Raw genomic sequence first — 23,909 nt, 5'->3', positions numbered from 1 at the left:
TTCTATTGATTTGATAGCTGTTCGCGCTTGCCCAACAAGCGCTATAGCTTGATTTGAATTAGAAAGGTCGCAGAGATTTCGCAGAGGGCGCAGAAAAAACCATAAAAATTTCTGGCTGTTCTTTTGCGTCCTCTGCGAATCCTTTGCGTCCTCTGCGTTCGGCTGTTCGGCTGTTCCGGCCTCACAAACGCTCGACGATGGTGGCAATGCCCATGCCACCGCCCACGCACAGCGTCGCCAGACCGTAGCGCAGTTGGCGGCGGTGCAGCTCGTCGATCAGCGTGCCCAGGATCATCGCGCCCGTCGCCCCCAGCGGGTGGCCCATGGCGATGGCGCCGCCGTTGACGTTGAGCTTCTCGTGCGGCACCTTCAGGTCCTTCATGAACTTCATGGGCACGGCGGCAAAGGCTTCGTTGACCTCGAACAAATCGATCTGATCGATGGTCAGGCCCGCCTTGGCCAGCGCCTTTTGCGTGGCCGGCATGGGGCCCGTCAGCATGATGGTCGGATCGGCCCCCGACAGCGCGGTGGCGACGATGCGCGCGCGGGGCTTCAGGCCATGCGCCTTGGCGGCCGCCTCGCTGCCGATCAGCACCGCCGCCGCGCCGTCGACGATGCCCGATGAGTTGCCCGCGTGGTGCACGTGCACGATGCGCTCGACCTGCGGATAGCGCTCCTGCGCGACAGCGTCGAAACCCATGGCGCCCAACTGCTCGAACGAGGCCTTCAGGCCCGCCAGCGCCTCGACCGTGGTGCGCGGCTTGATGAACTCGTCTTCATCCAGAATGGTCTGGCCCAGAAAGTCCTGCACCGGCACCACCGAGCCCTTGAAGTGGCCGGCCGCGCGCGCGGCGGCGGCGCGCTGCTGGGAGGTGACGGCAAAGGCATCGACGTCGGCGCGGCTGAATCCCTCCAGCGTGGCGATCAGGTCGGCGCCGATGCCCTGCGGCACGAAGCCGGTCTTCAGGCTGGTGGCCGGGTCCTGCGCCCAGGCGCCGCCGTCGCTGCCGATCGGCACGCGGCTCATGCTCTCCACCCCGCCGGCGACCACCAGGTCTTCCCAGCCCGAGCGCACCTTTTGCGCCGCCAGGTTGACCGCCTCCAGGCCCGAGGCGCAAAAGCGGTTGATCTGCACGCCGGCGCAGCGCCAGTCCCAGCCGGCCTTCAGCGCGGCGACCTTGGCGATCACCGAGCCCTGCTCGCCAATGGGGGAGACCACGCCCATCACCACGTCGTCGACCGCCGCGGTGTCGAAGTCGTGGCGCGAGCGCAGCGCCTGCAGCGTGCCGGCCAGCAGATCGACGGGCTTGACCTCGTGCAGGCTGCCGTCCTTCTTGCCCTTGCCGCGCGGCGTGCGGATGGCGTCGAACACATAGGCTTCGGTCATCGGGGTAACTCCTCAGCAGGAAATCGGACAAAAAAGGCAGTATAGACATTTAACCAAGCAATTGCTCGATTAAATTGAAACCGACGCTCCCGGCCCGCCGGCCTGCCGCGTGCCGCCGCTCAGCCGCCCTCGAAATCGCCATGCCGCCCGGCGCCGCCGGCAAAGCGCGCGGCGCCCGCCAGCGCGGCGCCGATGCAGCGCTTGCCGCCGTCCCACTCGCGCTGCAGGGCCTGGGGCAAAGGCCAGTCCCACTGCGTCAGGGCGCTCAGCCGGTCGGCGCGCAGCGTGGCCTGCGGAAAGGCCGCCAGCTCGCGCGCCAGGGCAATGGCCGCCGCGCGCGCCGTGCCGGCCGGCACCACGCGGTTGGCCAGGCCCATGGCCAGCGCCTCGGCCGCGTCGACCCGACGCCCGGTCAGGATCAAATCGAGCGCACGGCTTTGGCCGATCAGGCGCGGCAGGCGCACGGTGCCACCGTCGATCAGCGGCACGCCGAAGCGCCGGCAGAAGATGCCGAAGTAGGCGTCCTCGGCCATCACGCGCAGGTCGCACCACAGGGCCAGCTCGGTGCCGCCGGCCACGGCCGCGCCCTCCACCGCCGCGATCACCGGCTTGGACAGCAGCAGGCGCGAGGGGCCCATGGGGCCCAGGGGCTGCACGTCGGCGGCGTCGAACTCCAGCTCATCCTGCAGGCGCTGGGCGGCGCCGGCGTCCTGGCGCGCCAGCCGCGCGCCGGCCTGCAGGTCCCAGCCGGCGCAGAAGTGGCCGTGCGCGCCGTGCAGCACCGCCACCCGGGCGGTGGCATCGGCCTCGAAGGCCATGAAGGCGGCGTGCAGGGCGCGCGCGGTGGCCGCGTCCACGGCGTTGCGCACGTCGGGGCGCTCCAGTGTGACGACGGTGACGGTGTCGATCTGCTCGACGCGGACTTCGGTCATGGGCTTGCGGCTGCTAAGGGTTTTTCGGGGATGCGGCCAGCGCATCGCGCCCTTAGAGTCTGACGAATTTTGGCAACGCACAGCATTGGGGATAGCGTGGAGTTCATCCAACTGGTGATCAGCGGCGTGGCGCAGGGTTGCATCTACGGCCTGATCGCGCTCGGCTTCGTGCTGATCTACAAGGCGACCGAGACCGTCAGCTTCGTGCAGGGCGACCTGATGATGCTGGGCGCCTTCTGCGGCTACGTCGGCATGACGCTGCTGGGTTTTCCGTTCTGGCTGGCGGTGCTGGCCAGCATCGCCGCCATGGGCCTGTTCGGCGTCGGCATGGAGCGCGCGGTGATCCGCCCCATCCTGGGCCAGCCGGCCTTCACCATCGTCATGCTGACCATCGGCATCGGCTACGTGGCGCGCGGCGCGATCACCATGATCCCCGGCATCGGCACCGAGACCCACGCCCTGCCGGTGCCCTACAAGGATCAGATCTGGAACCTGGGCGCGCTGGTGCTCAGCGCCGAGCAGATGGTGGTGATCGCCGTCACCGCCGTGCTGTGCGCCGGCCTGTACGCGCTGTTTCGCTTCACGCGGCTGGGCATCGCCATGCAGGCGGCGTCGCAAAACCAGCTGGCCGCGTACTACATGGGCATCCCGGTCAAGCGCCTGAACGGCCTGGTGTGGGGCCTGGCCGCCGCCGTGGCCGCCATCGCCGGCCTGCTGCTGGCGCCCATCACCTTCGTGTACGCCAACATGGGCCTGATCGGCCTGAAGGCCTTTCCGGCCGCGGTGGTGGGCGGCTTCGGCAGCCTGCCGGGCGCCATCGTGGGCGGGCTGGTGATCGGCGTGGTCGAGTCGCTGTCGGGCTTTTACCTGCCCGAGGGCTTCAAGGACATCGCCGCCTACATCGTGGTGCTGCTGATGCTGATGGTCAAACCCAACGGGCTGTTCGGCGAGCGGCTCACCAAGAAGGTCTAGCAGGTTTCTGACGATGCGTTTCATTTTCAAGACCAGCTACGAGCAGGACATCCGCCTGGCCAAGCACGGCGGGCACGTGTTCTGGTACGGGCTGCTGCTGCTGGGCCTGCTGGCGGCGCCCTGGCTGCTGCCCGAATACTGGCTGGCGCAGCTGACCTTCATCCTGATCTACGGCATCGCCGGCCTGGGGCTGATGCTGCTGTCGGGCTACACCGGGCAGATCTCGCTCGGGCACGCGGCCTTCCTGGGCGTGGGCGCCTACACGCAGGCGGTGCTGGCCAACGCCGGCTGGCCGTTTCCGCTGGCCATGGTGGGCGCCGCCGTGCTGGCCGCCGCGGTGGGCGTGGTGGTGGGCCTGCCGGCGCTGCGCGTCAAGGGCATCTATCTGGCCATCGCCACGCTGGCCTTCGGCTTCATCGTCGAGGAGGGTTTTGCCCGCTGGGAAAGCGTGACCGGCGGCAACGCCGGCCTGTCGGTGCAGGCGCCGTCCTTCTTCGGCTGGACGATCGAGTCGACGCACGGCTTCTACGCCCTGTGCCTGGTCACCGCCGTGCTGGCCACGCTGGGCATCGTCAACCTGCTGCGCGCGCCCACCGGCCGCGCCTTCGTGGCGATCCGCGACTCCGAAATCTCGGCGCAGAGCATGGGCATCAACCTGGCGCGCTACAAGACGCTGTCGTTCGCGCTGTCGGCCGCGCTGGCCGGCCTGGCCGGGGCGCTGTACGCGCACAAGATCCAGTTTCTGACGCCCGACCAGTTCAACATCCTGCAGTCCATCGACCTGCTGCTGCTGGTTGTCATCGGCGGCCTGGGCTCCATCCACGGCGCCTTCCTGGGCGCCATCTTCCTGATCGCCATGCCGCAGTTGATCGCCCTGGGCAAGGACTGGCTGCCCGACGCCATCGGCCAGGCGCCCGGCCTGCAGGCGGTGGTCTACGGCGTGGTGCTGGTCGGCTTCGTGCTGTTCGAGCCGCTGGGCCTGTACGGCCGCTGGCTGAAGATGCGCACCTGGCTGCAGCTGTTCCCCTTCTACCAGCGCGGCATGTTCAAGCGCCAGAAGTCGTTCCAGAAATCGGATCGTTTGAAATGAGCGCCGACGTCCTGCTTTCCGCCAAGAATCTCAGCGTGCGCTTCGGCGGCGTGCTGGCCGTGAGCGACGTCAGCTTCGACGTGCGCGCCGGCGAGGTGTTCACCCTGATCGGGCCCAACGGCGCCGGCAAGACCACGGTGTTCAACCTGATCAGTCGTTTCTACCAGCCCACCAGCGGCCGCATCGAGTACGCCGGCCCGCAGGGCCGGATCGACCTCACCGCACAGGCGCCGCACCAGGTGGCCTCGCTGGGCATCGCGCGCACGTTCCAGAACATCGAGCTGTTCGAGCACGCCAGCGTGCTGCACAACCTGCTGGTGGGGCGCCACACGCACCGCCAGACGGGCTTCTGGAGCGAGCTGCTGTTCACCCCCGCCACGCGCCGCGCCGAGCTGGCCGCGCGCGAGCACGTCGAGCGCGTGATCGACCTGCTGGACCTGCAACGCTTTCGCGACCTGCTGGTGGCCGGCCTGCCCTACGGCGTGCGCAAGGTGGTCGAGCTGGCGCGCGCGCTGTGCGCCGAGCCGCGCCTGCTGCTGCTGGACGAACCCTCGTCGGGCCTGAACGTGGAGGAGACCGACGACATGGCCTTCTGGATCCAGGACATCGTGCACGAGCTGGGCGTGACCGTGCTGATGGTGGAGCACGACATGGGCCTGGTCTCGCGCGTGTCCGACCGCGTGGTGGCGCTCAACCAGGGCGAGGTGCTGGCCATGGGCACGCCGGCCGAGGTGCAGGCCGACGCCGGCGTGGTCGAGGCCTATCTGGGCTCGGTCGAGGACGTGTCCTCGCTGCGGAGGGCGGCATGAGCAATATCGTGCTTCAGCTGGCCAACGTCGAGAGCTCCTACGGCCCCATCAAGGCCATCCGCGGCGTCAGCCTGCAGGTCAGCCAGGGGCAGATCGCCACCGTGCTGGGCAGCAACGGCGCGGGCAAGACCACCATCCTCAAGACCATCTCGGGCATCATCGACCCGCGCAAGGGCAGCGTGCACTTCAAGGGGGCCGACATCACCGCGCGCGACCCGGCCTTCATCGTGCAGCAGGGCCTGATGCACGTGCCCGAGGGACGCGAGGTGTTTCCGCTGCTGTCGGTGCACGACAACCTGCTGATGGGCGCCTACACCCGTCGCGACCGCGACGGCGTGGCACGCGACATGGAGCAGGTGTATGCGTACTTTCCGATCCTGAAGGAGCGCCAGGCGCAGGACGCCGGCCTGCTGTCGGGCGGCCAGCAGCAAATGCTGGCCATCAGCCGCGCGCTGATGGCCCAGCCCGAGCTGATCCTGCTGGACGAGCCCAGCCTGGGCCTCAGCCCGAAGCTGACCAAGGAGATCTTCGAGATCGTGGTGCGCATCAACCGCGAGCGCGGCACCACCATCCTGCTGGTGGAGCAGAACGCCAACATGGCGCTGAACGCCGCCGACTACGGCTACGTGCTGGAAAACGGCCGCATCGTGATGGAAGACACTTGTGCCCACCTGCGCGAGAAGGAGGACATCAAGGAGTTCTACCTGGGCATGAAGGAGTCCGGCGTGCGCGGCGAGCGGCGCTGGAAGAAAAAGAAAACTTGGAGATAAGTCCGTGTCGAACTTGTGGGACCTGTCGCACATCCAGCCGCGCACCGACGTCGTGGTGCCCGGCGACACCATCGCCGCGATGTTCTGGAACGCGGTGGCGCAGCGGGGCGACAGCGTGTGGCTGCGCGAGAAGGACCTGGGCCTGTGGCGCAGCTGGACCTGGACGCAGGTGGGCGAGGCCGTGGCCGAGATCGCCGGCGGCCTGATGAGCCTGGGCCTGGCGGCCGGCGAGACCGCCTCGATCCTGTCCAACACCGTGCCCGAATGGGTGCTGGCCGACCTGGCCGTGCTGTCGTGCGGCGGCGTGGCCAACGGCATCTACCCCACCGACGCCGCCAGCCAGGTGCACTACCTGTGCGAGGACTCGCGCACGCGCGTGCTGTTCGTCGAGGACGACGAGCAGTTGGACAAGGCGCTGGAGGTGCGCGAGCAACTGCCGCTGCTGGCCCGGATCGTCGTGTTCGACATGGAAGGCCTGCGCGACATGGATGACCCTCAGGTGATCAGCCTGGACGCGCTGCGCGAACTGGGGCGCGCCTACAACCGCCAGCACCCGGACGCGCTCCAGCAGCGCGTGGCAGCCGTGCGGCCCGACGACCTGGCGATCCTGGTCTACACCTCGGGCACCACCGGCAAGCCCAAGGGCGCCATGCACCGGCACTCGGCACTGGTCTATACCGCGCGCGGCTACAACACGCTGATCGCGCGCAGCGAGCAGGACGAGTGCATGTGCTTTCTGCCGCTGTGCCACATCGCCGAGCGCATGGGCGGCGAGTACTACTCGCTGTACACGGGGGCCAAGCTCAACTTCGTCGAGAACCCCGACACCGTGCCCGAGAACGTGCGCGAGATCGCGCCCACGGTGTTCACCGCCGTGCCGCGCGTGTGGGAGAAGTTCTATTCCGGCGTCACCATCGCGCTGAAGGAAAGCACGCGCCTGCAGCAGGCGGCCTACGCCTGGGCCATCGGCGTGGGCCGGCAGATCGCCGACCGCGTGCTGGCCGGCCAGCCGGTGCCGGGCTCGCTCAAGGCGCGCTTTCGGCTGGCGCGCTGGCTGGCGCTGGACAACGTGCGCAAGATGATCGGCATCCACCGCGCGCGCTACCTGGTGACGGGCGCGGCGCCGATCTCACCCGAACTGGTCAAGTGGTATTTGTCGCTGGGCGTGCCCATGCTGGAGGTGTGGGGCATGACCGAGACCTGCGGCGCCTCCACCGGCGTGCCGGTAGCGCGCATCAAGCCCGGCTCGATCGGGCCGGCGGCCGACTTCAACCAGGTGCGCCTGGACGCGGCCACGGGCGAGATCCAGGTCAAGGGCCCCAACGTGTTCGCCGGCTATCTGAACCTGCCCGAGAAGACCGCCGAGACCTTCACGTCCGACGGCTGGCTGCGCACCGGCGACGTCGGCACGGTGGACGCCGAGGGCTTCTACCGCATCACCGACCGCATGAAGGACATCATCATCACCGCGGGCGGCAAGAACATCACGCCCAGCGAGCTGGAAAACGAGCTCAAGTTCAGCCCCTACGTGACCGACGCGGTGGTGATCGGCGATGCGCGCGCCTACCTGACGGTGATCATCATGATCGACCAGGAAAACGTGGAGAAATACGCGCAGGACCACGACGTGCCGTTCTCCAACTACGCCAGCCTGACGCGCGCGCCCGAGGTGCAGGCGCTGATCCAGGGCGTGATCGACGAGGTCAACCGCAAGTTCGCCCGCGTCGAGCAGATCAAGAAATTCTTTTTGCTCGACACCCAGCTGACGGCCGAGGACGAGGAGCTGACGCCCACCATGAAGCTCAAGCGCAAGCTGGTGCAGACCAAGTACGCGCCGCAGATCGAAGCCATGTACGGCCACTGAAACACGGCCGTATCAGGGAAATCACCGCCGCCCTCGGCGCCACATCCATCCACAATTCGCCCATCAACCCAAGGAGGCCTCAGCCCATGAAACGCACCCTGTTTTCCCTCGCCTGCGCGCTGGCCGTCGCGGCCGGCCCGGCCCTGGCCCAAAGCCAGGGCGTGAGCAAGACCGAGATCACCGTCGGCACCATCCAGGACCTGTCGGGCCCGCTGGCGGGCTTCGGCAAACAGGCGCGCAACGGCATGCAGCTGCGCGTGGACGAGATCAACGAGCAGGGCGGCATCAACGGCCGCAAGCTGGTGTTCAAGTCCGAGGACTCGGGCTACGACCCCAAGCGCGCCGTGCTGGCGGCGCAAAAGCTGGTCAACCAGGACCACATCTTCGCCATGCTCGGCCACATCGGCACGGCCCCCAACATCGCCACCTTCCCGGTGCTGTTTCCCAAGAAGGTGATCAACTTCTACCCGCTCACCGGCGCGCGCGAAATGTTCGAGCCGCCCAACCTGAACCTCAAGTTCGGCTTCAGCGTGCCCTATTACGACCAGACGCGCACCGGCACGCCGCGCCTGGTAAAGGAAAAGGGCGCCAAGAAGGTCTGCGCGCTGTACCAGGACGACGAGTTCGGCCTGGAGGTGATGCGCGGCGCGGAGGACGGCCTGAAGACCATCGGCATGCAGCTGGCCGAGAAGACCACCTACAAGCGCGGCGCCACCGACTTCTCCTCGCAGGTGGCCAAGCTGAAGTCCGCCGGCTGCGACTTCGTGGTGATGGGCACCGTGATCCGCGAAACCATCGGCGCCATCGGCGAGGCACGCAAGACCGGCTACAACCCCACCTTCATGGGCACCACGGCCTCTTATACCGACCTGATCCACAAGCTGGGCGGCAAGGCCATGGACGGCTTCTACTCCACCTCGGCCATCCAGGTTCCGTACCTGGACGATGCCTCGCAGCCGATCCGCTTCTGGGCCAACAAGTACAAGACCAAGTTCAACGAGGATCCGGGCGTGTTCTCGGTCTACGGCTACGAGATCATGGACAACTTCATCCAGGGCGCGCAGCGCGCCGGCCCCAACCTGACCACCGAGAGCTTCATCAAGGGCATGGAAAGCGCTCCCATCGAACCCGACATGTTCGGCAGCGACACCCTCACCTACACGGCCAAGAAACGCCTGGGCACCGAGCGCTCGCGCCTGTCGCAAATTCAGGACGGACGCTGGAAGGTGGTGTCGGACTACTTCAAGTAAGCCAACCGGCCATCACGCCCCAAGCCGCCCGCGGGCGGCTTTTTTATTGTCCAATCAGGCTGCAGCCCGCATGTGGAAAGCGCAAGCAGCTATCTTTTCAGGACTTGTCACGTCCCATCGCCCCAGGCCTTCTGCGCCAGCGCCTCGAACTGCTGGCGCAGCCGGTGCTTTTGCACCTTGCCGGTCGAGGTGGCCGGCAAGGCATCGACGAAGTGGATCAGCTTGGGCACCTCGTAGTCGCCCAGCTGCGCGCGACAGTGCGCCTCCAGTGCGGCCACGTCGACGTCGGCGCCGGGCTTCTTGACCACGAAGGCGCACACCGCCTCGGCCCAGCGCGGGTGCGGCAGGCCGATCACGCCAACCCCCGCGACGCCGGGGTGGGCCAGCAGCACGGACTCGACCTTGACGCTGGCCACGTTTTCGCCGCCGGTCTTGATCATGTCCTTCTTGCGGTCCAGGAACATCAGCTGCCCGCCCGGCCCCCACTGGCCCAGGTCGCCCGTGTGGTGCCAGCCGAAGCGCTGCGCCGCGGCCGTGGCCTGCGGGTCCTTGAAGTAGCCCAGCATGGCGTTGGCGCCGCGGTGCACGATCTCGCCGGGCTGGCCTTCGCCCAGCAGATGGCCCTCGTCGTCCATCACCGCCGTCTCGTTGTGCGCGAGCGAGGCGCCCCAGTAGTTGGCGTCCAGGCCAGGGTGCTCCAACGGGCGGAAGCTCATCGTGGCCGGGTACATCTCGGTCTGGCCGGTGGCGAGCATCACGTTGGGCGTCATGCGCTCGGCGATCTGCTGGATGAGCGGCTTTGGGATCGGCGCCATCGCGTAGATCGCCAGGCGCATGCTGTCGGCGCGAAACGCCGGGTCGGCCAGCAGCGCCGCGTACATCATCGGCAGGCCGGTGAAGCCGGTGTAGCGCTCCTTGCGCATCGACGCGCGCACCTCGTCGGGCACGAAGCCGCGCAACACCACCACGCAGCCGCCGGCGATGTGCACCGTGGCCGCCAGGCAATGCTGCGCGCAGTGGTACAGCGGCAGCACGCCGGAGAACACGTCGCGCTCGGTGATGCCGAAGCCCACCATGTTGCCCATCAGCGCCGCCGCCACCGAGGCGTGCGAATGCACCGCGCCCTTGGGGTTGCCGGTGGTGCCGCTGGTGTACATGATGAGCGCGGGCTGCTCGCTGTCGATGGCGACTTCGGGCAGCGCGCTGCTCTGCCCGGCCTCGGCGGCGGCCAGCGTGCGCACACGCGCATCACCCGGCCCGTCGGCGCTGCTCAGGGTCAGGATCAGCGGCACGGTCAGCTTCTCCAGCACCGCGGCCAGCGCCGGCTCGGCGCGCAGGGCCTCGTCCACCACCACGGCCGACACCTCGGCGTGCCGCAGGATGTAGTCGATGGCGCCGGCGTCCAGCCGGATGTTGACCGGCACCCACACGCAGCCGGCCTTGTGGATGCCGTTGTAGGCCACCACCATGTCGGCCGAGTTCTGGCACAGCATGCCGATCTGTTTGCCGGCGCCCACGCTGGCCAGCAGGTGATGCGCCAGGCGCGAGCTGCGGGCGTCGAGCTCGGCGTAGCTCATGCGGGTGTCGCCGTCGACGACGGCGGTGCGCTCGGCAAACTTGAGTGCGCTGCGGTGCACGAAGTCGCCCAGCGCGACCCGGCGGATGCGGCCTTGGGCGTCGGTGGTGGCTTGGTCGATCATCTTTGTCTCCTGAATGAATCAGCGTCTGTCCGCAGTCAAAAGCCCCATTGCCGCGCGGCCAGCTCCTTCATGATTTCCTCGGTGCCGCCGCCGATGGTCAAGACCTTGACCTCGCGGTAGATGCGCTCGCACACCGTGCCGCGCATGAAGCCCATGCCACCGAGGATCTGCACGCCGGCATCGGCGCAGAACTGCAGGGTCTGCGTCGCCTGGTTCTTCAGCGTCGCCACTTCACCGACCCAGTCGGCGCCGACGTCACCGGCATCCGCGCGGGCCGCCAGTTGCTCCAGCCACGCCGCCGTGGCGCGGATGTGCTGCTGCATGTCGACCAGCTTGTGGCGGATCACCTGGTGCTCGGTCAGCAGCTGGCCGAAGGTCTTGCGCTGCCGCGCCCAGGCCAGCGCCTCGTCGTAACAGGCCTCGGCGAAGCCCAGCGCGCCGGCGGCGATGCCGAAGCGCTCGCCGTTGAAGTTGCCCATGATGGCCTTGAAGCCCGCACCCTCATCGCCCAGCCGATAGCGCGCCGGCACGCGCACGCCGTCGAAGCGCAGCTGGGCGGTGTCGGAGCAGAGCCAGCCCATCTTGTCCAGCCGGGTGCGCGACAAGCCGCGGCTGTCGCCCGGCACGAGGATCAGACTGAGGCCACCGGCGCCCTTGGTTCCAGCGTCTCCGGTTCTGACGGCCACCGTGATCCAGTCGGCGCGCATGCCCGAGGTGATGAAGATTTTTTCGCCATCGACCACGTACTCGTCGCCCTCGCGCCGCGCCATGGTGCGCACCGCCGCCACGTCCGATCCGCCACCCGGCTCGGTGATGGCCAGCGCGGCGATCTGCTCGCCCGCCAGCACCGGCGGCACGACTTCGCGCTTGACGGCGTCACTGCCCAGCGCCACCACCGGCGGCAGGCCGATGTTGTGCGACAGCAGGCTCGCCAGCACGCCGCCCGAGGTACCGAAGCGGCACAGCGCGCGCCACATCACCAGCCGCAATGCATACGACGCCGGCGTGCCGCCGAATTCCTCCGGGTAGCCCAGGCCCAGCAGCCCCAGCTCGGCCGCGCGCCGGTACAGCGCGCGCGGAAACTCGCCCGCCGCGTCCCATTCGGTGACGTGCGGCGCGATCTCGCGGTGCGCAAAGCGCTCGACCAGATCGGCCAGCGCGGTGCGCGCCTCGCGCAGCTCGGCATCCGTCATGGATAGCGTGCTCATTTCACGGCCTCATCGACGACCGGCGGCGCGGCAAAGCGCAGCAGCACCTGGCCCGGCGTCACCTGCTGCCCCTCGGTCACCAGCAGCTCTGCCACGGCGGCGTCGGCGCGCGGCGCGACGCTGTGCTCCAGCTTCATGGATTCGATCACCACCGCCGTTTCGCCCGCCGCGAGCGCCTGGCCGACCACGGCCGCCACGCGCACCACCTTGCCGTTGAACGGCGCTCTCAGTTCCGTAGCTGCCTGCGTTTGTCCGGCGCCGGCTACAGGGTCAAAAGACGCATCGACGATCCACCAGTCGACGCCGCCCGCCTGGGCATGCCAGCGGCGCGGCGCGTCGGCCGCGGGCGCGAGGGCGGCGCGCACGCGGCGCGTGACGCCGTCTTCCGCGCACTGCACGGCGCCGTCGGCCAGGGCTTGCAAGGCGATCGTGCGCGCGGGCTCGCCCAGCAGCTGCACGCCGCCGGCGACGGCGCGCACGGTCAGCGCGCTCACCTCGCCCCGGTGCGACAGCCGCAGCGGCGCGGCGAAGGCGCAGGGCAATGGGCCTGTCTCTTGCGGGTAAACCACCGCGAGCGCGCAATGCTCGTGCGCCAGCCGCTCCTTTTTCAGGAGTTGCTCGCGCAAGGCGTCGCCGTGCTCCGCCAGGAAGGAGATCAAGGCCTCGCCACTTTGATACCGCGCATCCTGAAGACACTCCATCAAGAAGCCGCGGTTGCTGGGCAGGCCCAGCAACTCGGTCTGCGCCAGCGCGCCGATCAGCCGGTCGATGGCTTCGGCGCGCGTGGGCGCGTGCACGATCAGCTTGCCCAGCATCGCGTCGTAGTACGGCGTGACCTCGCCGCCGGCCTCGATCGCGTGGTCGAAGCGCAGCGGCGCGCGCTCGAAGGCGGCCGCCGGCGGCGCGGCGAAGTGGCGGATGCGGCCGGCGTGCGGTACGTAGTGCTCGTCCTCGGCGCACAGGCGCACCTCGATCGCGTGGCCGTGCAGCTGAACCTCGTCCTGCGCCAGTGGCAGCGGCTCGCCGCGCGCGACGCGGATCTGCCATTCGACCAGATCGAGTCCCGTGATGGCTTCGGTTACCGGGTGCTCCACTTGCAGGCGCGTGTTCATCTCCATCAAAAAGAAGTCATTGCCTTCGACCAGAAACTCGACGGTGCCCGCGCCGACATAGCCCGCGCCCTGCGCCAGCGCCACCGCGCACCGCCCCATGCGCGCGCGCAGCTCGGGCGACACGGCGGGGCTGGGCGCTTCCTCGACGATCTTCTGGTGGCGCCTTTGCACCGAGCAGTCGCGCTCGCCCAGGTGGATCACCTGGCCGTGCGTGTCGGCAAACACCTGCACCTCGACGTGGCGCGGGTGCAGCACGGCGCGTTCGATCAGCAGCTCGCCGTTGCCGAAGCCGGCCAGCGCCTCGGAGCGCGCGCGCTTCAAGGCCTGCGGCAGTTGCGCCGCCTCGGTCACCAGCCGCATGCCGCGCCCGCCGCCGCCGGCCACGGCCTTGACCATCACGGGGTAGCTGATCTTCGCGGCCTCGGCCACGAAGCGCGCCTCACCCTGATCATCACCCGCATAGCCCGGCAGGCAGGGCACGCCCTGCTGCGCCGCCAGCGCCTTGGCTGCGGCCTTGCTGCCGAGCGCGCGGATGGCAGCGGGCGGCGGGCCGATCCAGCTCAGGCCCGCGTCCTGCACCGCCTGCGCGAAACCCGCGTCCTCGCTCAGGAAGCCGTAACCGGGGTGCACCGCGTCGGCGCCGGTGGCCTTGGCGGCCGCCAGCATCTTGTCCACGCGCAGATAGCTGTCGCGGGGCGTGTTGCCGCCCAGCGCATAAGCCACAGTGGCTTCACGCACGTGCAGCGCGGCGGCATCGGCATCGGAATAAATCGCCACCGTGTCGATGCCCATGCGGCGCGCCGTGGCGATCACGCGGCGGGCGATTTCGCCGCGATTGGCAATCAGGATGCGGCGCATGCGGCCCTCTGCACAGGTTTTTTAAAGATTTTTGGTATTAGCCCGTGTGGGCATTGCCCAAGTCGCTTCGATTTCAGGAGCAATCGCATCGCGGTCATCTCTTGCGCCGCACGCCAGTCACAGCCGATGAAGTCGGACAGCCGAACGCAGAGGTCGCGAAGGACTCGCAGAGGACGCAAAAGAAAATCATGAAAAATTTCCTTGAATCCTTTTGCGTCCTCTGCGAAATCTTTGCGTCCTCTGCGTTCGGCTGTCCGCATTTCATGTCAGCCACCCGGCCGCTTCGCCATGCCCATGGTCTTGGCGATGATGCCCATCATCACCTCGTCGGCGCCGCCGCCGATCGACGCCAGGCGGCCGTCGCGGTACAGGCGCGCGACGCGGTTGTCCAGCGTGAAGCCCATGCCGCCCCAGAACTGCAGGCAGGTGTCGCTGACCTGGCGCATCAGGCGACCGGCCTTGAGCTTGACCATGCTGGCCCATTGCAGCACGTCGTCGCCGGCGATGTAGCGCTCGCCGGCGCGCCAGGTCAGCGCGCGCAGCGCCTCGACCTCGGTCTGCAGCTCGACCAGCTTGAACTGCACCCACTGCTGGTCGAGCAAGGTGGCGCCGAACATCTTGCGCTCGCGCGCCCACTCGATGGTTTCGCGGATGCAGTCGTCCAGCGCGCTGAGCGAATTGGCCCCCGCCCACAGGCGCTCCTCCTGGAACTGCTGCATCTGGTAGATGAAGCCCTGGCTCTCCTGGCCGATCAGGTTGCGCTGCGGCACGCGCACCTCGTCGAAATAAATGAGGCCGGTGTCGCTCGAATCCATGCCGATCTTGCGGATCTTCTTCGCCACCGAGATGCCCTTGGTGAGCTTGCCGTCCGGCCCCTTTCCAGTCCCTTCCCGCATCGGCACCATCACCAGGCTCTTGTTCTTGTGCACGGGGCCATCGCCGGTGTTGACCAGCATGCACATCCAGTCGGCCTGCAGGCTGTTGGTGATCCACATCTTCTGGCCGGTGATGAGGTAATCGTCGCCGTCCTTGCGCGCCACGCTCTTGATGGCCGACACATCGCTGCCCGCGCCCGGCTCGCTCACCCCAATACAGCCCACCATGTCGCCGGCGATCGCCGGGGCCAGAAATTCACGCTTCAGATCATCGCTGCCAAAGCGCGCCAGCGCCGGCGTGCACATATCCGTCTGCACGCCAATCGCCATCGGCACGCCGCCGCAGCGGATCAAGCCCAGCGTCTCGGCCATCACCATGCTGTACGAATAGTCGAGCCCCATGCCACCGTATTCGACCGGCTTGGTCAGGCCCAGCAGGCCCAGATCGCCCAGGCCCTTGAACACCTGGTGCGCGGGGAAGATCTCGGCCTCTTCCCACTCGTCCACATGCGGGTTGATGTGCTCGTCGATGTAGCGCTTGAGGGTGTCTCGGATCTGTTCGTGTTCGTGGGTCAGTTGCATGGGGTGTCTCCTCAGAATCTTGAAAACCAACAGCCGAACGCAGAGGACGCAAAGGATTCGCAGAGGACGCAAAAAAAAGACAAAAAAGCTTTCTTGTGTTCCTGGCCTTGAATCACAAGCCTCTTCAAGAATTTCTTCTGCGTCCTTTGCGTAATTTTTGCGTCCTCTGCGTTCGGCTGTTCGGCTGTTTAGCAGGCCGTTGAAAAATTCTCCGCCGGTGCCCGAGTCGGCCGCTACGATCTGAAGCCATCCCAGAACGACCCAGCCGAGGAAGATGAGAGGCAACCAAGACTTCCAGAGTGCGATGTTCAGCTACATCAGCCTTGAAGAGAGAGTGCCGCAGGCCCACCCGCTGCGCAAGTTGCGCGCCGTGGTCGATGCGCTGCTGGCGACGATGAGCAACGACTTCGAGGCGGTGTATGCCCGCCGTGGGCGCCCCTCGGTACCGCCGGAGATGCTGCTCAAGGCACTGCTGCTGCAGATCCTGTTCTCCATCCGAAGCGAGCGGCAACTGGTCGAGGCCATCAACTACAACCTGCTGTACCGCTGGTTCGTGGGCTTGAACATCGAAGACAAGGTCTGGGACCACTCCACCTTCAGCGCCAACCGCGAACGCCTGTTCAACGAAGACCTTGCCCGCGCCTTCTTCGAGCGCGTCAAGCTCAGCGCCCAGTGGGGCAAGCTCGCCAGCGACGAGCACTTCAGCGTGGACGGCACGCTGATTGAGGCCTGGGCCTCGCACAAGAGCTTCAAGCGCCGGGACGACGACAGCAGTTCGCCGCCCGGGCGCAACCCCGAGGTGGACTTCAAAGGGCAGGAGCGCTGCAACGACACCCATCAGAGCACCACGGACTCTGACGCTCGGCTGTTCAAGAAGAGCCAGGGCGACAAGTCCCGCCTGTGCCACATGGGGCACATCCTCATGGAGAACCGCAACGGGTTGATCATGGATGTCGAGATCACCCATGCCAACGGAACCGCCGAGCGCGAGGCGGCACTGGCGATGCTCAAACGCCGGGGCAACAAGAACAAGCGGGCCACGGTCGGGGCCGACAAGGGGTACGACAGCAAGGCCTTCATCAAGGGCTGCAGAAAGCTCAAAGTCACGCCGCACGTGGCGGCCAAGGACAAGCACTCGGCGGTGGACGGCCGCATCAAACGGCACGAAGGCTACAAAACCAGCCTGAAGGTGCGCAAGCGCATCGAAGAGGCCTTTGGCTGGATCAAGACGGTGGGCAGTCTGGCCAAGACCAAACTGATCGGTCAGGCCAAGCTCACGGGGCAGGCGCTGCTGTGCTTTGCCACCTACAACCTGGTGCGCATGGGCAGCATCGGCGGCTGGTGGGACGCGCATCATGCGTGATCCATGGGATAGGTGCGCCCGAAATGGGCAACGTGGCCTGCAAATGGGCCGAAACAAGCCCCGACATCGCCAGGCAACCGCCTCTGGACCACCCGAAACGTCGAATTCGATGCACACACCGTGTTCGATGTTCACTTTTTCAACGGCCTGTTAGGTATTCACATCCGCGCCACGCCGAACTGCATGGGTCGCACGTCGCGCGCCGCGCCCTCGGCCAGCGTGTCGAGGCAAAAGGCCAGCACGGCGCGGGTGTCGCGCGGGTCGATCACGCCGTCGTCCAGCAGCAGACCGCTGGTGGCGAACGCGTCCTGCTGGCGCTCGAACATCGCGACCACGGCATCGAACTGCTGCTGCATCTTGTCCGCATCGGGCTCGATGCCTTTGCGTTTCAGACCGGCCTCGGTCACGATGCGCATGGTGCCGGCGGCCTGCTCGCCGCCCATCACCGCCGTCTTGGCGCTCGGCCAGCTGAACAAGAAGCGCGGCGCGAAGCCCCGGCCGCACATGCCATAGTTGCCGGCACCGAAGCTGGCGCCGCACTGGATGGTGAGCTGCGGCACGCTGGCGTTGGTGACGGCCTGGATCATCTTGCTGCCGTGCTTGATCATGCCGCCCTGCTCCACGTCCTTGCCGACCATGTAGCCGGTGGTGTTCTGCAGGTAGACGATGGGGTGGCCCAGTTGGCACATCCACTGGATGAAGTGCGTGGCCTTGTTGGCTCCTGCTATGTCGATCGGGCCGTTGTTGGTGATCAGGCCCACCGCGTGGCCGCGGAGGTAGCCTTGCGCGCACACGGTGGCCGCGCCGTAGCCGGGCTTGAACTCCAGCAGCTCGCCGCCATCCAGCAGGCGCGCCGCCACCTCGCGCATATCGACCGGCTCGCGGTGGTGGGCGGGCATCAGCGTGAGCAGCTCGTCCACCGGCCAGGGTGGCTCGATTGCTTCTAATTTAATAGCTGCTAGCGCTTGTCCATCAAGCGCTGCAGCCCGTTTTGACCCTTTCAGCTGCGCCACCACGCGGCGCGCGAGGCCCAGCGCCTCGCGGTCGTCACGCGCCAGATACTCGCCCAGGCCCGACACCGTGGTGTGCATCAGCGCGCCGCCCAACTCCTCTTCGGTGGCGACTTCGCCGGTGGCGGCCTTCAGCAGCGGCGGGCCGGCCAAAAAGGCACGCGAGCGGCCCTCGACCATGATCACGATGTCGGACAGCCCCGGCATGTAGGCGCCGCCCGCCGTGCCCGAGCCGTGCTGCACCGTGATGACCGGGATGCCGGCGGCCGACAGCCGCGCCAGGTTGCGGAACAGGCCGCCGCCGTGCACGAAGCCTTCGACCCGGTAGCGCATCAGGTTGGCGCCGGCGCTCTCGACCAGATGGATGAAGGGCAGGCGCTCGCGCAAGGCGATCTCCTGCACGCGCAGGATCTTGTCCAGGCCCATGGGCTGGATGGCGCCGGCCTCGATGCCCGAATCGCTCGCGACCACCATGCAGCGCGTGTTTTCGATGAAACCGATGCCGGCGATGATGCCGCCGCCGGGCACGGATTTGTCGGCGTCCGGCACGTCGTGCAGAAAGCCCGCCAGCGTGGCGAGGGGCAGCCAGGGCGCGCCCGCGTCGAGCAGCAACGCCACACGCTCGCGCGGCAGCAGCTGATGGCGCTTGGCAAAGCGCGGACCGGCCTGGGCGGATGCATGGGCAGCACGGTCTTCCAGCGCGCGCAAGCGCTCAATGCGCGCCAGCATGGCGGCGCGGCGCTCGGCGGCCTGGGGCGAGGCGGCGTTCCAGCTCGATGGAAAAGCACTCATGGCTTGGCCGCGTCCTGCGTGGCGAACACCTTGGGCGTCACGGCACGGTGAAAGCCGTCGAAGGGCTGGACGGCCGCGCGCTGCTGCGCCGCGCCATCCGGCGTCGTCATGCCCCAGCCCATGCGCACCTGCGGGCGCGCGCCATCGACGCGCAGCACGCTGCCGCTGATGAAGCTGGCAGCGGGCGAGAGCAGAAAGACGATCGCCGCGGACACCTCGGCCTCGGTGCCGAAGCGCCCGGCCGGCACGGTCTGGCGCATGGCGCGCAGCATGTCGCCGGCCTCGGGCGGGTAGTGGTCCATGCCGCTGGAGGCGATGTAGCCCGGCGCCACCGCGTTCACGCGCACGCCGCTCTTGGCCCATTCCACCGCCGCGGTCTCGGTGAAGCTGACCATGCCCGCGCGCGCCGCGCCGCTGTGGCCCATGCCGGGCATCGAGCCCCACATGTCGGCCACGATGTTGACGATGGAACCTCCGTGCTGCTGCATCGATTGCAGATAGCACTCGCGCGCCACCAGAAAGCCGCCGGTCAGGTTGGTGTCGATCACCGCCTGCCAGCCCTTGGCGCCAATGGCCTCCAGCGGCGTCATGTACTGGCCGCCCGCGTTGTTGACCAGCGCGTCGATGCGGCCGCGCTCAAGAACGATGGCGCCCACCATGGCCTGCACGGCCGCTTCCTGGCGGATGTCGCAGGCCTGCCAGCTGGCCTGCCCGCCGTCCTGCGCGATCTCGGCCTGCACGGCTTGCAGTTTGTCGGCGTTGCGGCCCACCAGCACCACCTGCGCGCCCAGCGCGGCCAGCTCGTGCGCGGTGCAACGCCCGATGCCTGAGCCGCCACCGGTCACCACCACGGTGCGGCCGTTGAACAGGCCAGGTGAAAAAATCGATCGATAGCTCATGCTTTCCCCACGAACAGGCACAGCGCCTGCTCGGTCAAGTCGTCCAGCGTGCGCGGGCCGGCCGGGTCGAACCACTGCACGGTCCAGTTCAGCGCGCCGAAGATGAACAGGCGCGCCACCGCCGGGCGCGCCTGCAGCTGGCCCGTGCGGTGCAGGGCATTGAGCGAGGGCATCCACGCCGCCTCGTAGCCGTCCTTTTGCGCCGCCACCTGCTGGCGCTGCTCGGCGGTGAGCGAGCGCCATTCGTACAGCATCACCGGGATGAAATCGCTGCCCGCGCCCAGCAGCACCTCGAAATGCTGGCGGATCAGCGCGCGCAGGCGCTCGCGCGCCGGCGCGCGTGCCGGCAAGGCCTGCAGCGCCGCGTCCTGCCGGGCCTTTGCCTGCGCCATGCCGTCGCACATGACGGCCAGCAGCAGCGCGCTCTTGCTTTCAAAGTAATAAAAGGGCGAGCCGCTTTGCATGCCGGCCGCCGCCGCGATGTCGCGCGTGGGGGTGGCGTCGAAGCCCTTGGCGCGAAACAGCTGCGCCGCCGCGCGCACCAGCTCGGCCCGGCGCAGGCTTTCGTCGCGCTCCTGCTCGCTCTTGCGCGGACGCCCGCGCCGCATCGGCGGGGGCGTTTCGGCCAAGGCGGCGGACTTGAGCATGCCTGCAGCATAGCCGCCTTCATTATTTTTATCAAGCAGTTGCTTTGTAAAAATAAACGAAGGGGGGACTTCTTACCAGATTGCAATCAACGCGTTGAGAACGCGGGGCGGGCGGTGGCGCGCCAAGGGGCATGGGTGGGCAGCTCCGCTCGTGTCCCCCGCTGTCCGTCTGCGACGGCCATTTCCGCCTTGACCTCGCTGCGCTGCCCACCCATGCCCCTTGGCGGGAGGCGGCGGTCACACATCAGGCGGCTCGCTCGGCGCGCGACGCCTCGGATCAGGTCGTCGGGGTGCCCGGCGCAGTGAAGTGAAGGCGGAGCCGGCCGCAGGCCGGCGGGGGACATGAACGGAGCCGGGCGCCCCGACGGCCTGGTCCCGCCCCGCGGCAGGCGTTTTGTCTTTTCGAATGCGAAGCCGTATCAGCCCAGTGCCTTGCCCATCGCCTCGCCCATGCGGACGGCCCCGCCGGGCGCCCAGCCGGGGTTGAAGCGCAGCGTGCCGTGCGGCCACAGCAGCACCACGGTGGAGCCCAGCAGAAAGCGCCCCATCTCGACGCCCTGGGCCAGCTCGATGGCTTGGCCGGTGTAGTCCCAGTGCCGCGGCTGCGCCGGCCGCGGCGGGTTGACCACGCCGTGCCACACGGTGGCCATGCTGCCGACGATGGTGGCGCCCACCAGCACCAGCGCCATGGGGCCGCGCGCGGTGTCAAACCAGCACACCACGCGCTCGTTGCGCGCGAACAGGCCCGGCACGCCGCGCGCCGTCGCGGGGTTGACCGAAAACAGCGCGCCCGGCACGTGCACCATGCGCTGCAGGCGGCCGGCGCAGGGCATGTGGATGCGGTGGTAGTCCCTGGGGCTCAGGTACAAGGTGGCGAACTGGCCGTTGTCGAACGCCGCCGCCTCGCGCGCGTCGCACGCCAGCAGCGCGCGCGTGCTGTAGGCGTGGCCCTTGGCCTGGAAGATCTGGTCACGCTGGATGGCGCCGAACTGGCTGATGGCACCGTCGACCGGGCACACGTAGTCGGCGGGCGCCAGCGGGCGCGCACCGGTGCGCAGCGCGCGCGTGAAGAAGTCGTTGAAGCTGGCGTAGCCGGCGATGTCGGAATCGGCCGCCTCGCTCATGTCCACGCCGTAGCGCGCGACAAAGCGGCGAATGGCCGCCTGCGTCAAACCGCCCAGCCGCGCGCCGGCAAAGGCGCCGGCCAGGCGCGTCAGGGCCTGCTTGGGCAGGGCGTATTGGGCCGCCACGGCCCAGCGCTCGGGCAGCGGCACTTATTCGGGCCGGCCGATGGCCAGCTGAATCTCGCCCACGCCGTCGATGTGCCCGGCCAGCACGTCGCCCGGCTGCACGGCGCCCACGCCCTCGGGCGTGCCGGTGTAGATCAGGTCGCCGGGGCGCAGGTGGTAGTACTGCGACAGGTTGGCGATCACCTCGGGCACGCTCCAGATCAGGTCGGCCAGGTCGCCCTGCTGGCGCGTCTGGCCGTTGACGGCCAGCTCGATGCGCCCGCGGGTCAGCGCGCCGGTCTGGCTGGCGGGCACCAACTCGCCGATGACGGCGGCATGCTCGAAGTCCTTGCCGAAACTCCAGGGCCGCCCCGCCTTCTTGGCCTCGCCCTGCAGGTCGCGCCGCGTCATGTCCAGCCCGCAGGCATAGCCCCACACGCAGGCCTGGCCCTGCTCGGGGTTGGCGCGAAACGCGGCCTGGCCGATGGCCACCACCAGCTCCATCTCGTGGTGGTAGTCGCGCGTGCCGGGTGGATAGGGCACGGTGGCGCCGCTGGCCACCAGGTGCACCGGCGCCTTGTTGAAGAAGAACGGCGGCTCGCGCTCGGGGTTGCCGCCCATCTCGCGCGCGTGCGCGGCGTAGTTGCGGCCGACGCAAAAAATGCGGCCGACGGGGTAGCGCTGGCGGCTGCCCTGCACGGCCACGCTGGCCTGCGCCGGAGGGGCAAAAACATAGTCGCTCATGATCGATCCCTTTCGAAGAAGTCGCCAGTTTAGGGCGAGCCGGCTGGCACAATGGCCGGCCCATGACCACGCTGCCGCTGCTGGACATCCGCGAGCTCGTCAAGAGCTACGGCGGCACGCGCGTGGTCGATGGCGTGTCGCTGGCCATCGCGCCGGGCGAATGCCTGGGCGTGATCGGCCCCAACGGCGCCGGCAAGACCACCACCATCCGCCTGGCGCTGGGCCTGACGGCCCCCGAGGCGGGGCAGATCCACTACTTCGCGCGTGCCGACGGCTCGTCCCTGGCCATGCCGCGCGACGCGCTGGCCATCAAGCAGCGACTGGGCGTGGTGTCGCAGTTCGACTCGCTGGACCCGGACTTCGACTGCGCCGAGAACCTGTTCGTCTTCGGCCGCTACTTCGGCTTGCGGCGCCAGCAGCTGGCCGAGCGCGTGCCCCAGCTGCTGGCCTTTGCCGCGCTGTCGCACAAGGCCAGGGCGCGGCCCAGCGAGCTGTCGGGCGGCATGCGCCGGCGCCTGTCGCTGGCGCGCGCACTGATCAACAACCCCGACCTGCTGCTGCTGGACGAACCCACCACCGGGCTGGACCCGCAGGCGCGCCACCTGATGTGGGAGCGCCTGCAGATGCTGCTGGCGCAGGGCAAGTCCATCCTGCTGACGACGCACTTCATGGACGAGGCCGAGCGCCTGTGCCACCGCCTGCTGGTGATCGACCACGGCCGCAAGATCGCCGAGGGCACGCCGCGCGCGCTGATCGCCGAGCACCTGGAGCCCGAGGTGGTCGAGGTGTACGGCAACGGCGCCGTGCAGCTGGCCGCATCGCCGCTGGCCGCGCACGCCGAGCGGGTGGAAACCAGTGGCGAGACGGTGTTCTTCTACACCCGCCAGGCGCGCGCCCTGCTGCAGGCGCTGGAAGGCCACCCCGGTCTGCGCACGCTGCACCGGCCGGCCAATCTGGAGGACTTGTTCTTGAAACTCACGGGCCGACAAATACGAGACGACGGCTGACATGAACGACCTCTCCCTCTGGGCCCCGCCGCGCCCCTCGCTGCGCTGGTGGCCGGTGTTCGCGCGCAACTGGCTGGTGTGGCGCAAGCTCGCCATTCCCAGCCTGCTGGCCAACATCGGCGAGCCGCTGATCTGGCTGGTGGCCTTCGGCTACGGCCTGGGCAGCATGATCGGCGCGGTGGCCACGCACGGCCAGCAGGTGCCCTACATCCTGTACCTGGCCAGCGGCTCGGTGTGCATGAGCGCCATGAACGCGGCCAGCTTCGAGGCGCTGTATTCGGCCTTCTCGCGCATGCACGTGCAACGCACCTGGGACGGCATCCTCAACACCCCCGTGCAGCTGGACGACGTGGTGCTGGCCGAAATGCTGTGGGCCGGCTTCAAGGCGCTGTTCTCGGTCACCATCATCATGGGCGTGATCTGGGCGCTGGACATCAGCCGCACGCCGCGCATGTGGCTGGCGGTGCCGATCCTGCTGGGCGCGGGCATCACCTTTGCCAGCATGGCGCTGGTGTTCAATGCCAAGGCGCCGGGCTATGACTTCTTCACCTACTACTTCACGCTGGTGCTCTCGCCCATGATGTTCTTGTCGGGCGTGTTCTTCCCGCGCGAGCAGCTGCCCGAGGCCGCGCGCCTGGTGACCGACTGGCTGCCGCTGACGGCGGCGGTCGAACTGGCGCGGCCGCTGTTTCTGGGCCAGTGGCCGCAGCAGCCGGGGCGCTGGGCGGCGGTGCTGGCGGCGTATGCGGTGCTGGGGCTGTGGGTGGCGCTGGCCTTCACGCGGCAGCGGTTTCGGCGTTGACGCTCGC

At 68.2% G+C, this 23,909-nt stretch carries 20 protein-coding genes; 9 read left to right on the top strand and 11 right to left on the bottom strand.

What is annotated here, in order from left to right:
* Positions 1-181: 181 nt before the first annotated feature.
* A complete protein-coding gene (locus ACWHMB_RS03250; RefSeq protein ID WP_377481548.1) occupies positions 182-1,387 on the bottom strand; it encodes an acetyl-CoA C-acetyltransferase in 1,206 nt (401 codons plus the stop codon).
* Positions 1,388-1,506: 119 nt separating this feature from the next.
* Positions 1,507-2,319, bottom strand: a complete 813-nt coding sequence (locus ACWHMB_RS03245) for a crotonase/enoyl-CoA hydratase family protein (protein WP_377481551.1) — start codon at positions 2,317-2,319, stop codon at positions 1,507-1,509.
* Between the two features lie 96 nt (positions 2,320-2,415).
* Between ACWHMB_RS03245 and ACWHMB_RS03240 the strand changes: the two genes are divergently transcribed.
* The 6 genes from ACWHMB_RS03240 (at position 2,416) to ACWHMB_RS03215 (ending at position 9,074) form a co-directional block, all read left to right on the top strand.
* On the top strand, positions 2,416-3,291 hold the full coding sequence (locus tag ACWHMB_RS03240; RefSeq protein WP_377481555.1) for a branched-chain amino acid ABC transporter permease: 876 nt from the start codon (positions 2,416-2,418) through the stop codon (positions 3,289-3,291).
* A gap of 13 nt (positions 3,292-3,304) precedes the next feature.
* The gene (locus ACWHMB_RS03235) at positions 3,305-4,381 is read left to right on the top strand and encodes a branched-chain amino acid ABC transporter permease (RefSeq protein ID WP_293220449.1); all 1,077 of its coding nucleotides are present in this window, start codon (positions 3,305-3,307) and stop codon (positions 4,379-4,381) included.
* The gene (locus tag ACWHMB_RS03230; RefSeq protein ID WP_293220452.1) at positions 4,378-5,190 is read left to right on the top strand and encodes an ABC transporter ATP-binding protein; all 813 of its coding nucleotides are present in this window, start codon (positions 4,378-4,380) and stop codon (positions 5,188-5,190) included. The genes ACWHMB_RS03235 and ACWHMB_RS03230 overlap by 4 nt, the downstream gene beginning before the upstream one ends.
* On the top strand, positions 5,187-5,960 hold the full coding sequence (locus tag ACWHMB_RS03225) for an ABC transporter ATP-binding protein (RefSeq protein ID WP_293220455.1): 774 nt from the start codon (positions 5,187-5,189) through the stop codon (positions 5,958-5,960). The genes ACWHMB_RS03230 and ACWHMB_RS03225 overlap by 4 nt, the downstream gene beginning before the upstream one ends.
* Positions 5,961-5,964: 4 nt before the next feature.
* The gene (locus ACWHMB_RS03220) at positions 5,965-7,824 is read left to right on the top strand and encodes an AMP-dependent synthetase/ligase (protein WP_377481558.1); all 1,860 of its coding nucleotides are present in this window, start codon (positions 5,965-5,967) and stop codon (positions 7,822-7,824) included.
* 86 nt (positions 7,825-7,910) lie between these two features.
* Entirely contained in the window at positions 7,911-9,074 is a 1,164-nt protein-coding gene (locus tag ACWHMB_RS03215) for an ABC transporter substrate-binding protein (RefSeq protein WP_293225782.1), read from the top strand.
* Between the two features lie 107 nt (positions 9,075-9,181).
* Here ACWHMB_RS03215 and ACWHMB_RS03210 read toward each other — a convergent pair whose 3' ends face one another.
* The 4 genes from ACWHMB_RS03210 to ACWHMB_RS03195 form a co-directional block, all read right to left on the bottom strand.
* A complete protein-coding gene (locus ACWHMB_RS03210; protein ID WP_293225780.1) occupies positions 9,182-10,774 on the bottom strand; it encodes a class I adenylate-forming enzyme family protein in 1,593 nt (530 codons plus the stop codon).
* 35 nt (positions 10,775-10,809) lie between these two features.
* On the bottom strand, positions 10,810-11,967 hold the full coding sequence (locus ACWHMB_RS03205) for an acyl-CoA dehydrogenase family protein (protein ID WP_377481981.1): 1,158 nt from the start codon (positions 11,965-11,967) through the stop codon (positions 10,810-10,812).
* A gap of 11 nt (positions 11,968-11,978) precedes the next feature.
* On the bottom strand, positions 11,979-13,952 hold the full coding sequence (locus tag ACWHMB_RS03200; protein ID WP_293225779.1) for an acetyl/propionyl/methylcrotonyl-CoA carboxylase subunit alpha: 1,974 nt from the start codon (positions 13,950-13,952) through the stop codon (positions 11,979-11,981).
* Positions 13,953-14,218: 266 nt separating this feature from the next.
* A complete protein-coding gene (locus tag ACWHMB_RS03195) occupies positions 14,219-15,409 on the bottom strand; it encodes an acyl-CoA dehydrogenase family protein (RefSeq protein ID WP_377481561.1) in 1,191 nt (396 codons plus the stop codon).
* Between the two features lie 274 nt (positions 15,410-15,683).
* Here ACWHMB_RS03195 and ACWHMB_RS03190 point away from each other — a divergent pair, with 274 nt between their 5' ends.
* Complete coding sequence (locus tag ACWHMB_RS03190; protein ID WP_122379255.1) at positions 15,684-16,772, top strand: IS5 family transposase; 1,089 nt, start codon at positions 15,684-15,686, stop codon at positions 16,770-16,772.
* Between the two features lie 158 nt (positions 16,773-16,930).
* Here the strand turns inward: ACWHMB_RS03190 and ACWHMB_RS03185 are convergent, their stop codons facing one another.
* The 5 genes from ACWHMB_RS03185 to ACWHMB_RS03165 all read right to left on the bottom strand — a co-directional run bounded on the left by ACWHMB_RS03185 (position 16,931) and on the right by ACWHMB_RS03165 (position 22,093).
* Positions 16,931-18,574 carry an acyl-CoA carboxylase subunit beta gene (locus ACWHMB_RS03185; RefSeq protein ID WP_377481564.1) on the bottom strand — a complete coding sequence of 548 codons (1,644 nt, stop codon included), beginning with the start codon at positions 18,572-18,574 and terminating at the stop codon, positions 16,931-16,933.
* A complete protein-coding gene (locus tag ACWHMB_RS03180; RefSeq protein ID WP_377481567.1) occupies positions 18,571-19,473 on the bottom strand; it encodes an SDR family oxidoreductase in 903 nt (300 codons plus the stop codon). Before ACWHMB_RS03180 ends, ACWHMB_RS03185 begins: the two co-directional genes overlap by 4 nt.
* On the bottom strand, positions 19,470-20,120 hold the full coding sequence (locus ACWHMB_RS03175) for a TetR/AcrR family transcriptional regulator (protein ID WP_377481570.1): 651 nt from the start codon (positions 20,118-20,120) through the stop codon (positions 19,470-19,472). Before ACWHMB_RS03175 ends, ACWHMB_RS03180 begins: the two co-directional genes overlap by 4 nt.
* Before the next feature lie 419 nt (positions 20,121-20,539).
* Positions 20,540-21,388, bottom strand: coding sequence for an archaetidylserine decarboxylase (gene asd, locus ACWHMB_RS03170; protein WP_377481984.1), 849 nt, complete (start codon positions 21,386-21,388; stop codon positions 20,540-20,542).
* Between the two features lie 6 nt (positions 21,389-21,394).
* Positions 21,395-22,093: a fumarylacetoacetate hydrolase family protein gene (locus tag ACWHMB_RS03165; RefSeq protein ID WP_377481573.1), complete on the bottom strand. Its 699-nt coding sequence runs from the start codon at positions 22,091-22,093 to the stop codon at positions 21,395-21,397.
* 62 nt (positions 22,094-22,155) lie between these two features.
* Between ACWHMB_RS03165 and ACWHMB_RS03160 the strand changes: the two genes are divergently transcribed.
* Both ACWHMB_RS03160 and ACWHMB_RS03155 read left to right on the top strand, forming a co-directional pair.
* The gene (locus tag ACWHMB_RS03160) at positions 22,156-23,100 is read left to right on the top strand and encodes an ATP-binding cassette domain-containing protein (protein ID WP_377481576.1); all 945 of its coding nucleotides are present in this window, start codon (positions 22,156-22,158) and stop codon (positions 23,098-23,100) included.
* A 1-nt stretch (position 23,101) separates the two neighbouring features.
* Positions 23,102-23,902, top strand: coding sequence for an ABC transporter permease (locus ACWHMB_RS03155; protein ID WP_293225464.1), 801 nt, complete (start codon positions 23,102-23,104; stop codon positions 23,900-23,902).
* Positions 23,903-23,909: the final 7 nt, after the last annotated feature.

Source organism: Ottowia pentelensis (genome assembly GCF_964341695.1).
This window is presented reverse-complemented; position numbering and strand designations above follow the sequence as displayed.

Coding starts and splice junctions, on each gene's coding strand:
- ACWHMB_RS03165 (WP_377481573.1), bottom strand. CDS start 22,093: ATGAGCGACTATGTTTTTGCCCCTCCGGCGCAGGCCAGCGTGGCCGTG.
- ACWHMB_RS03155 (WP_293225464.1), top strand. CDS start 23,102: ATGAACGACCTCTCCCTCTGGGCCCCGCCGCGCCCCTCGCTGCGCTGG.
- ACWHMB_RS03190 (WP_122379255.1), top strand. CDS start 15,684: ATGAGAGGCAACCAAGACTTCCAGAGTGCGATGTTCAGCTACATCAGC.
- ACWHMB_RS03230 (WP_293220452.1), top strand. CDS start 4,378: ATGAGCGCCGACGTCCTGCTTTCCGCCAAGAATCTCAGCGTGCGCTTC.
- ACWHMB_RS03235 (WP_293220449.1), top strand. CDS start 3,305: ATGCGTTTCATTTTCAAGACCAGCTACGAGCAGGACATCCGCCTGGCC.
- ACWHMB_RS03195 (WP_377481561.1), bottom strand. CDS start 15,409: ATGCAACTGACCCACGAACACGAACAGATCCGAGACACCCTCAAGCGC.
- ACWHMB_RS03225 (WP_293220455.1), top strand. CDS start 5,187: ATGAGCAATATCGTGCTTCAGCTGGCCAACGTCGAGAGCTCCTACGGC.
- ACWHMB_RS03250 (WP_377481548.1), bottom strand. CDS start 1,387: ATGACCGAAGCCTATGTGTTCGACGCCATCCGCACGCCGCGCGGCAAG.
- ACWHMB_RS03175 (WP_377481570.1), bottom strand. CDS start 20,120: ATGCTCAAGTCCGCCGCCTTGGCCGAAACGCCCCCGCCGATGCGGCGC.
- ACWHMB_RS03215 (WP_293225782.1), top strand. CDS start 7,911: ATGAAACGCACCCTGTTTTCCCTCGCCTGCGCGCTGGCCGTCGCGGCC.
- ACWHMB_RS03210 (WP_293225780.1), bottom strand. CDS start 10,774: ATGATCGACCAAGCCACCACCGACGCCCAAGGCCGCATCCGCCGGGTC.
- ACWHMB_RS03245 (WP_377481551.1), bottom strand. CDS start 2,319: ATGACCGAAGTCCGCGTCGAGCAGATCGACACCGTCACCGTCGTCACA.
- ACWHMB_RS03200 (WP_293225779.1), bottom strand. CDS start 13,952: ATGCGCCGCATCCTGATTGCCAATCGCGGCGAAATCGCCCGCCGCGTG.
- ACWHMB_RS03205 (WP_377481981.1), bottom strand. CDS start 11,967: ATGACGGATGCCGAGCTGCGCGAGGCGCGCACCGCGCTGGCCGATCTG.
- ACWHMB_RS03185 (WP_377481564.1), bottom strand. CDS start 18,574: ATGAGTGCTTTTCCATCGAGCTGGAACGCCGCCTCGCCCCAGGCCGCC.
- ACWHMB_RS03180 (WP_377481567.1), bottom strand. CDS start 19,473: ATGAGCTATCGATCGATTTTTTCACCTGGCCTGTTCAACGGCCGCACC.
- ACWHMB_RS03160 (WP_377481576.1), top strand. CDS start 22,156: ATGACCACGCTGCCGCTGCTGGACATCCGCGAGCTCGTCAAGAGCTAC.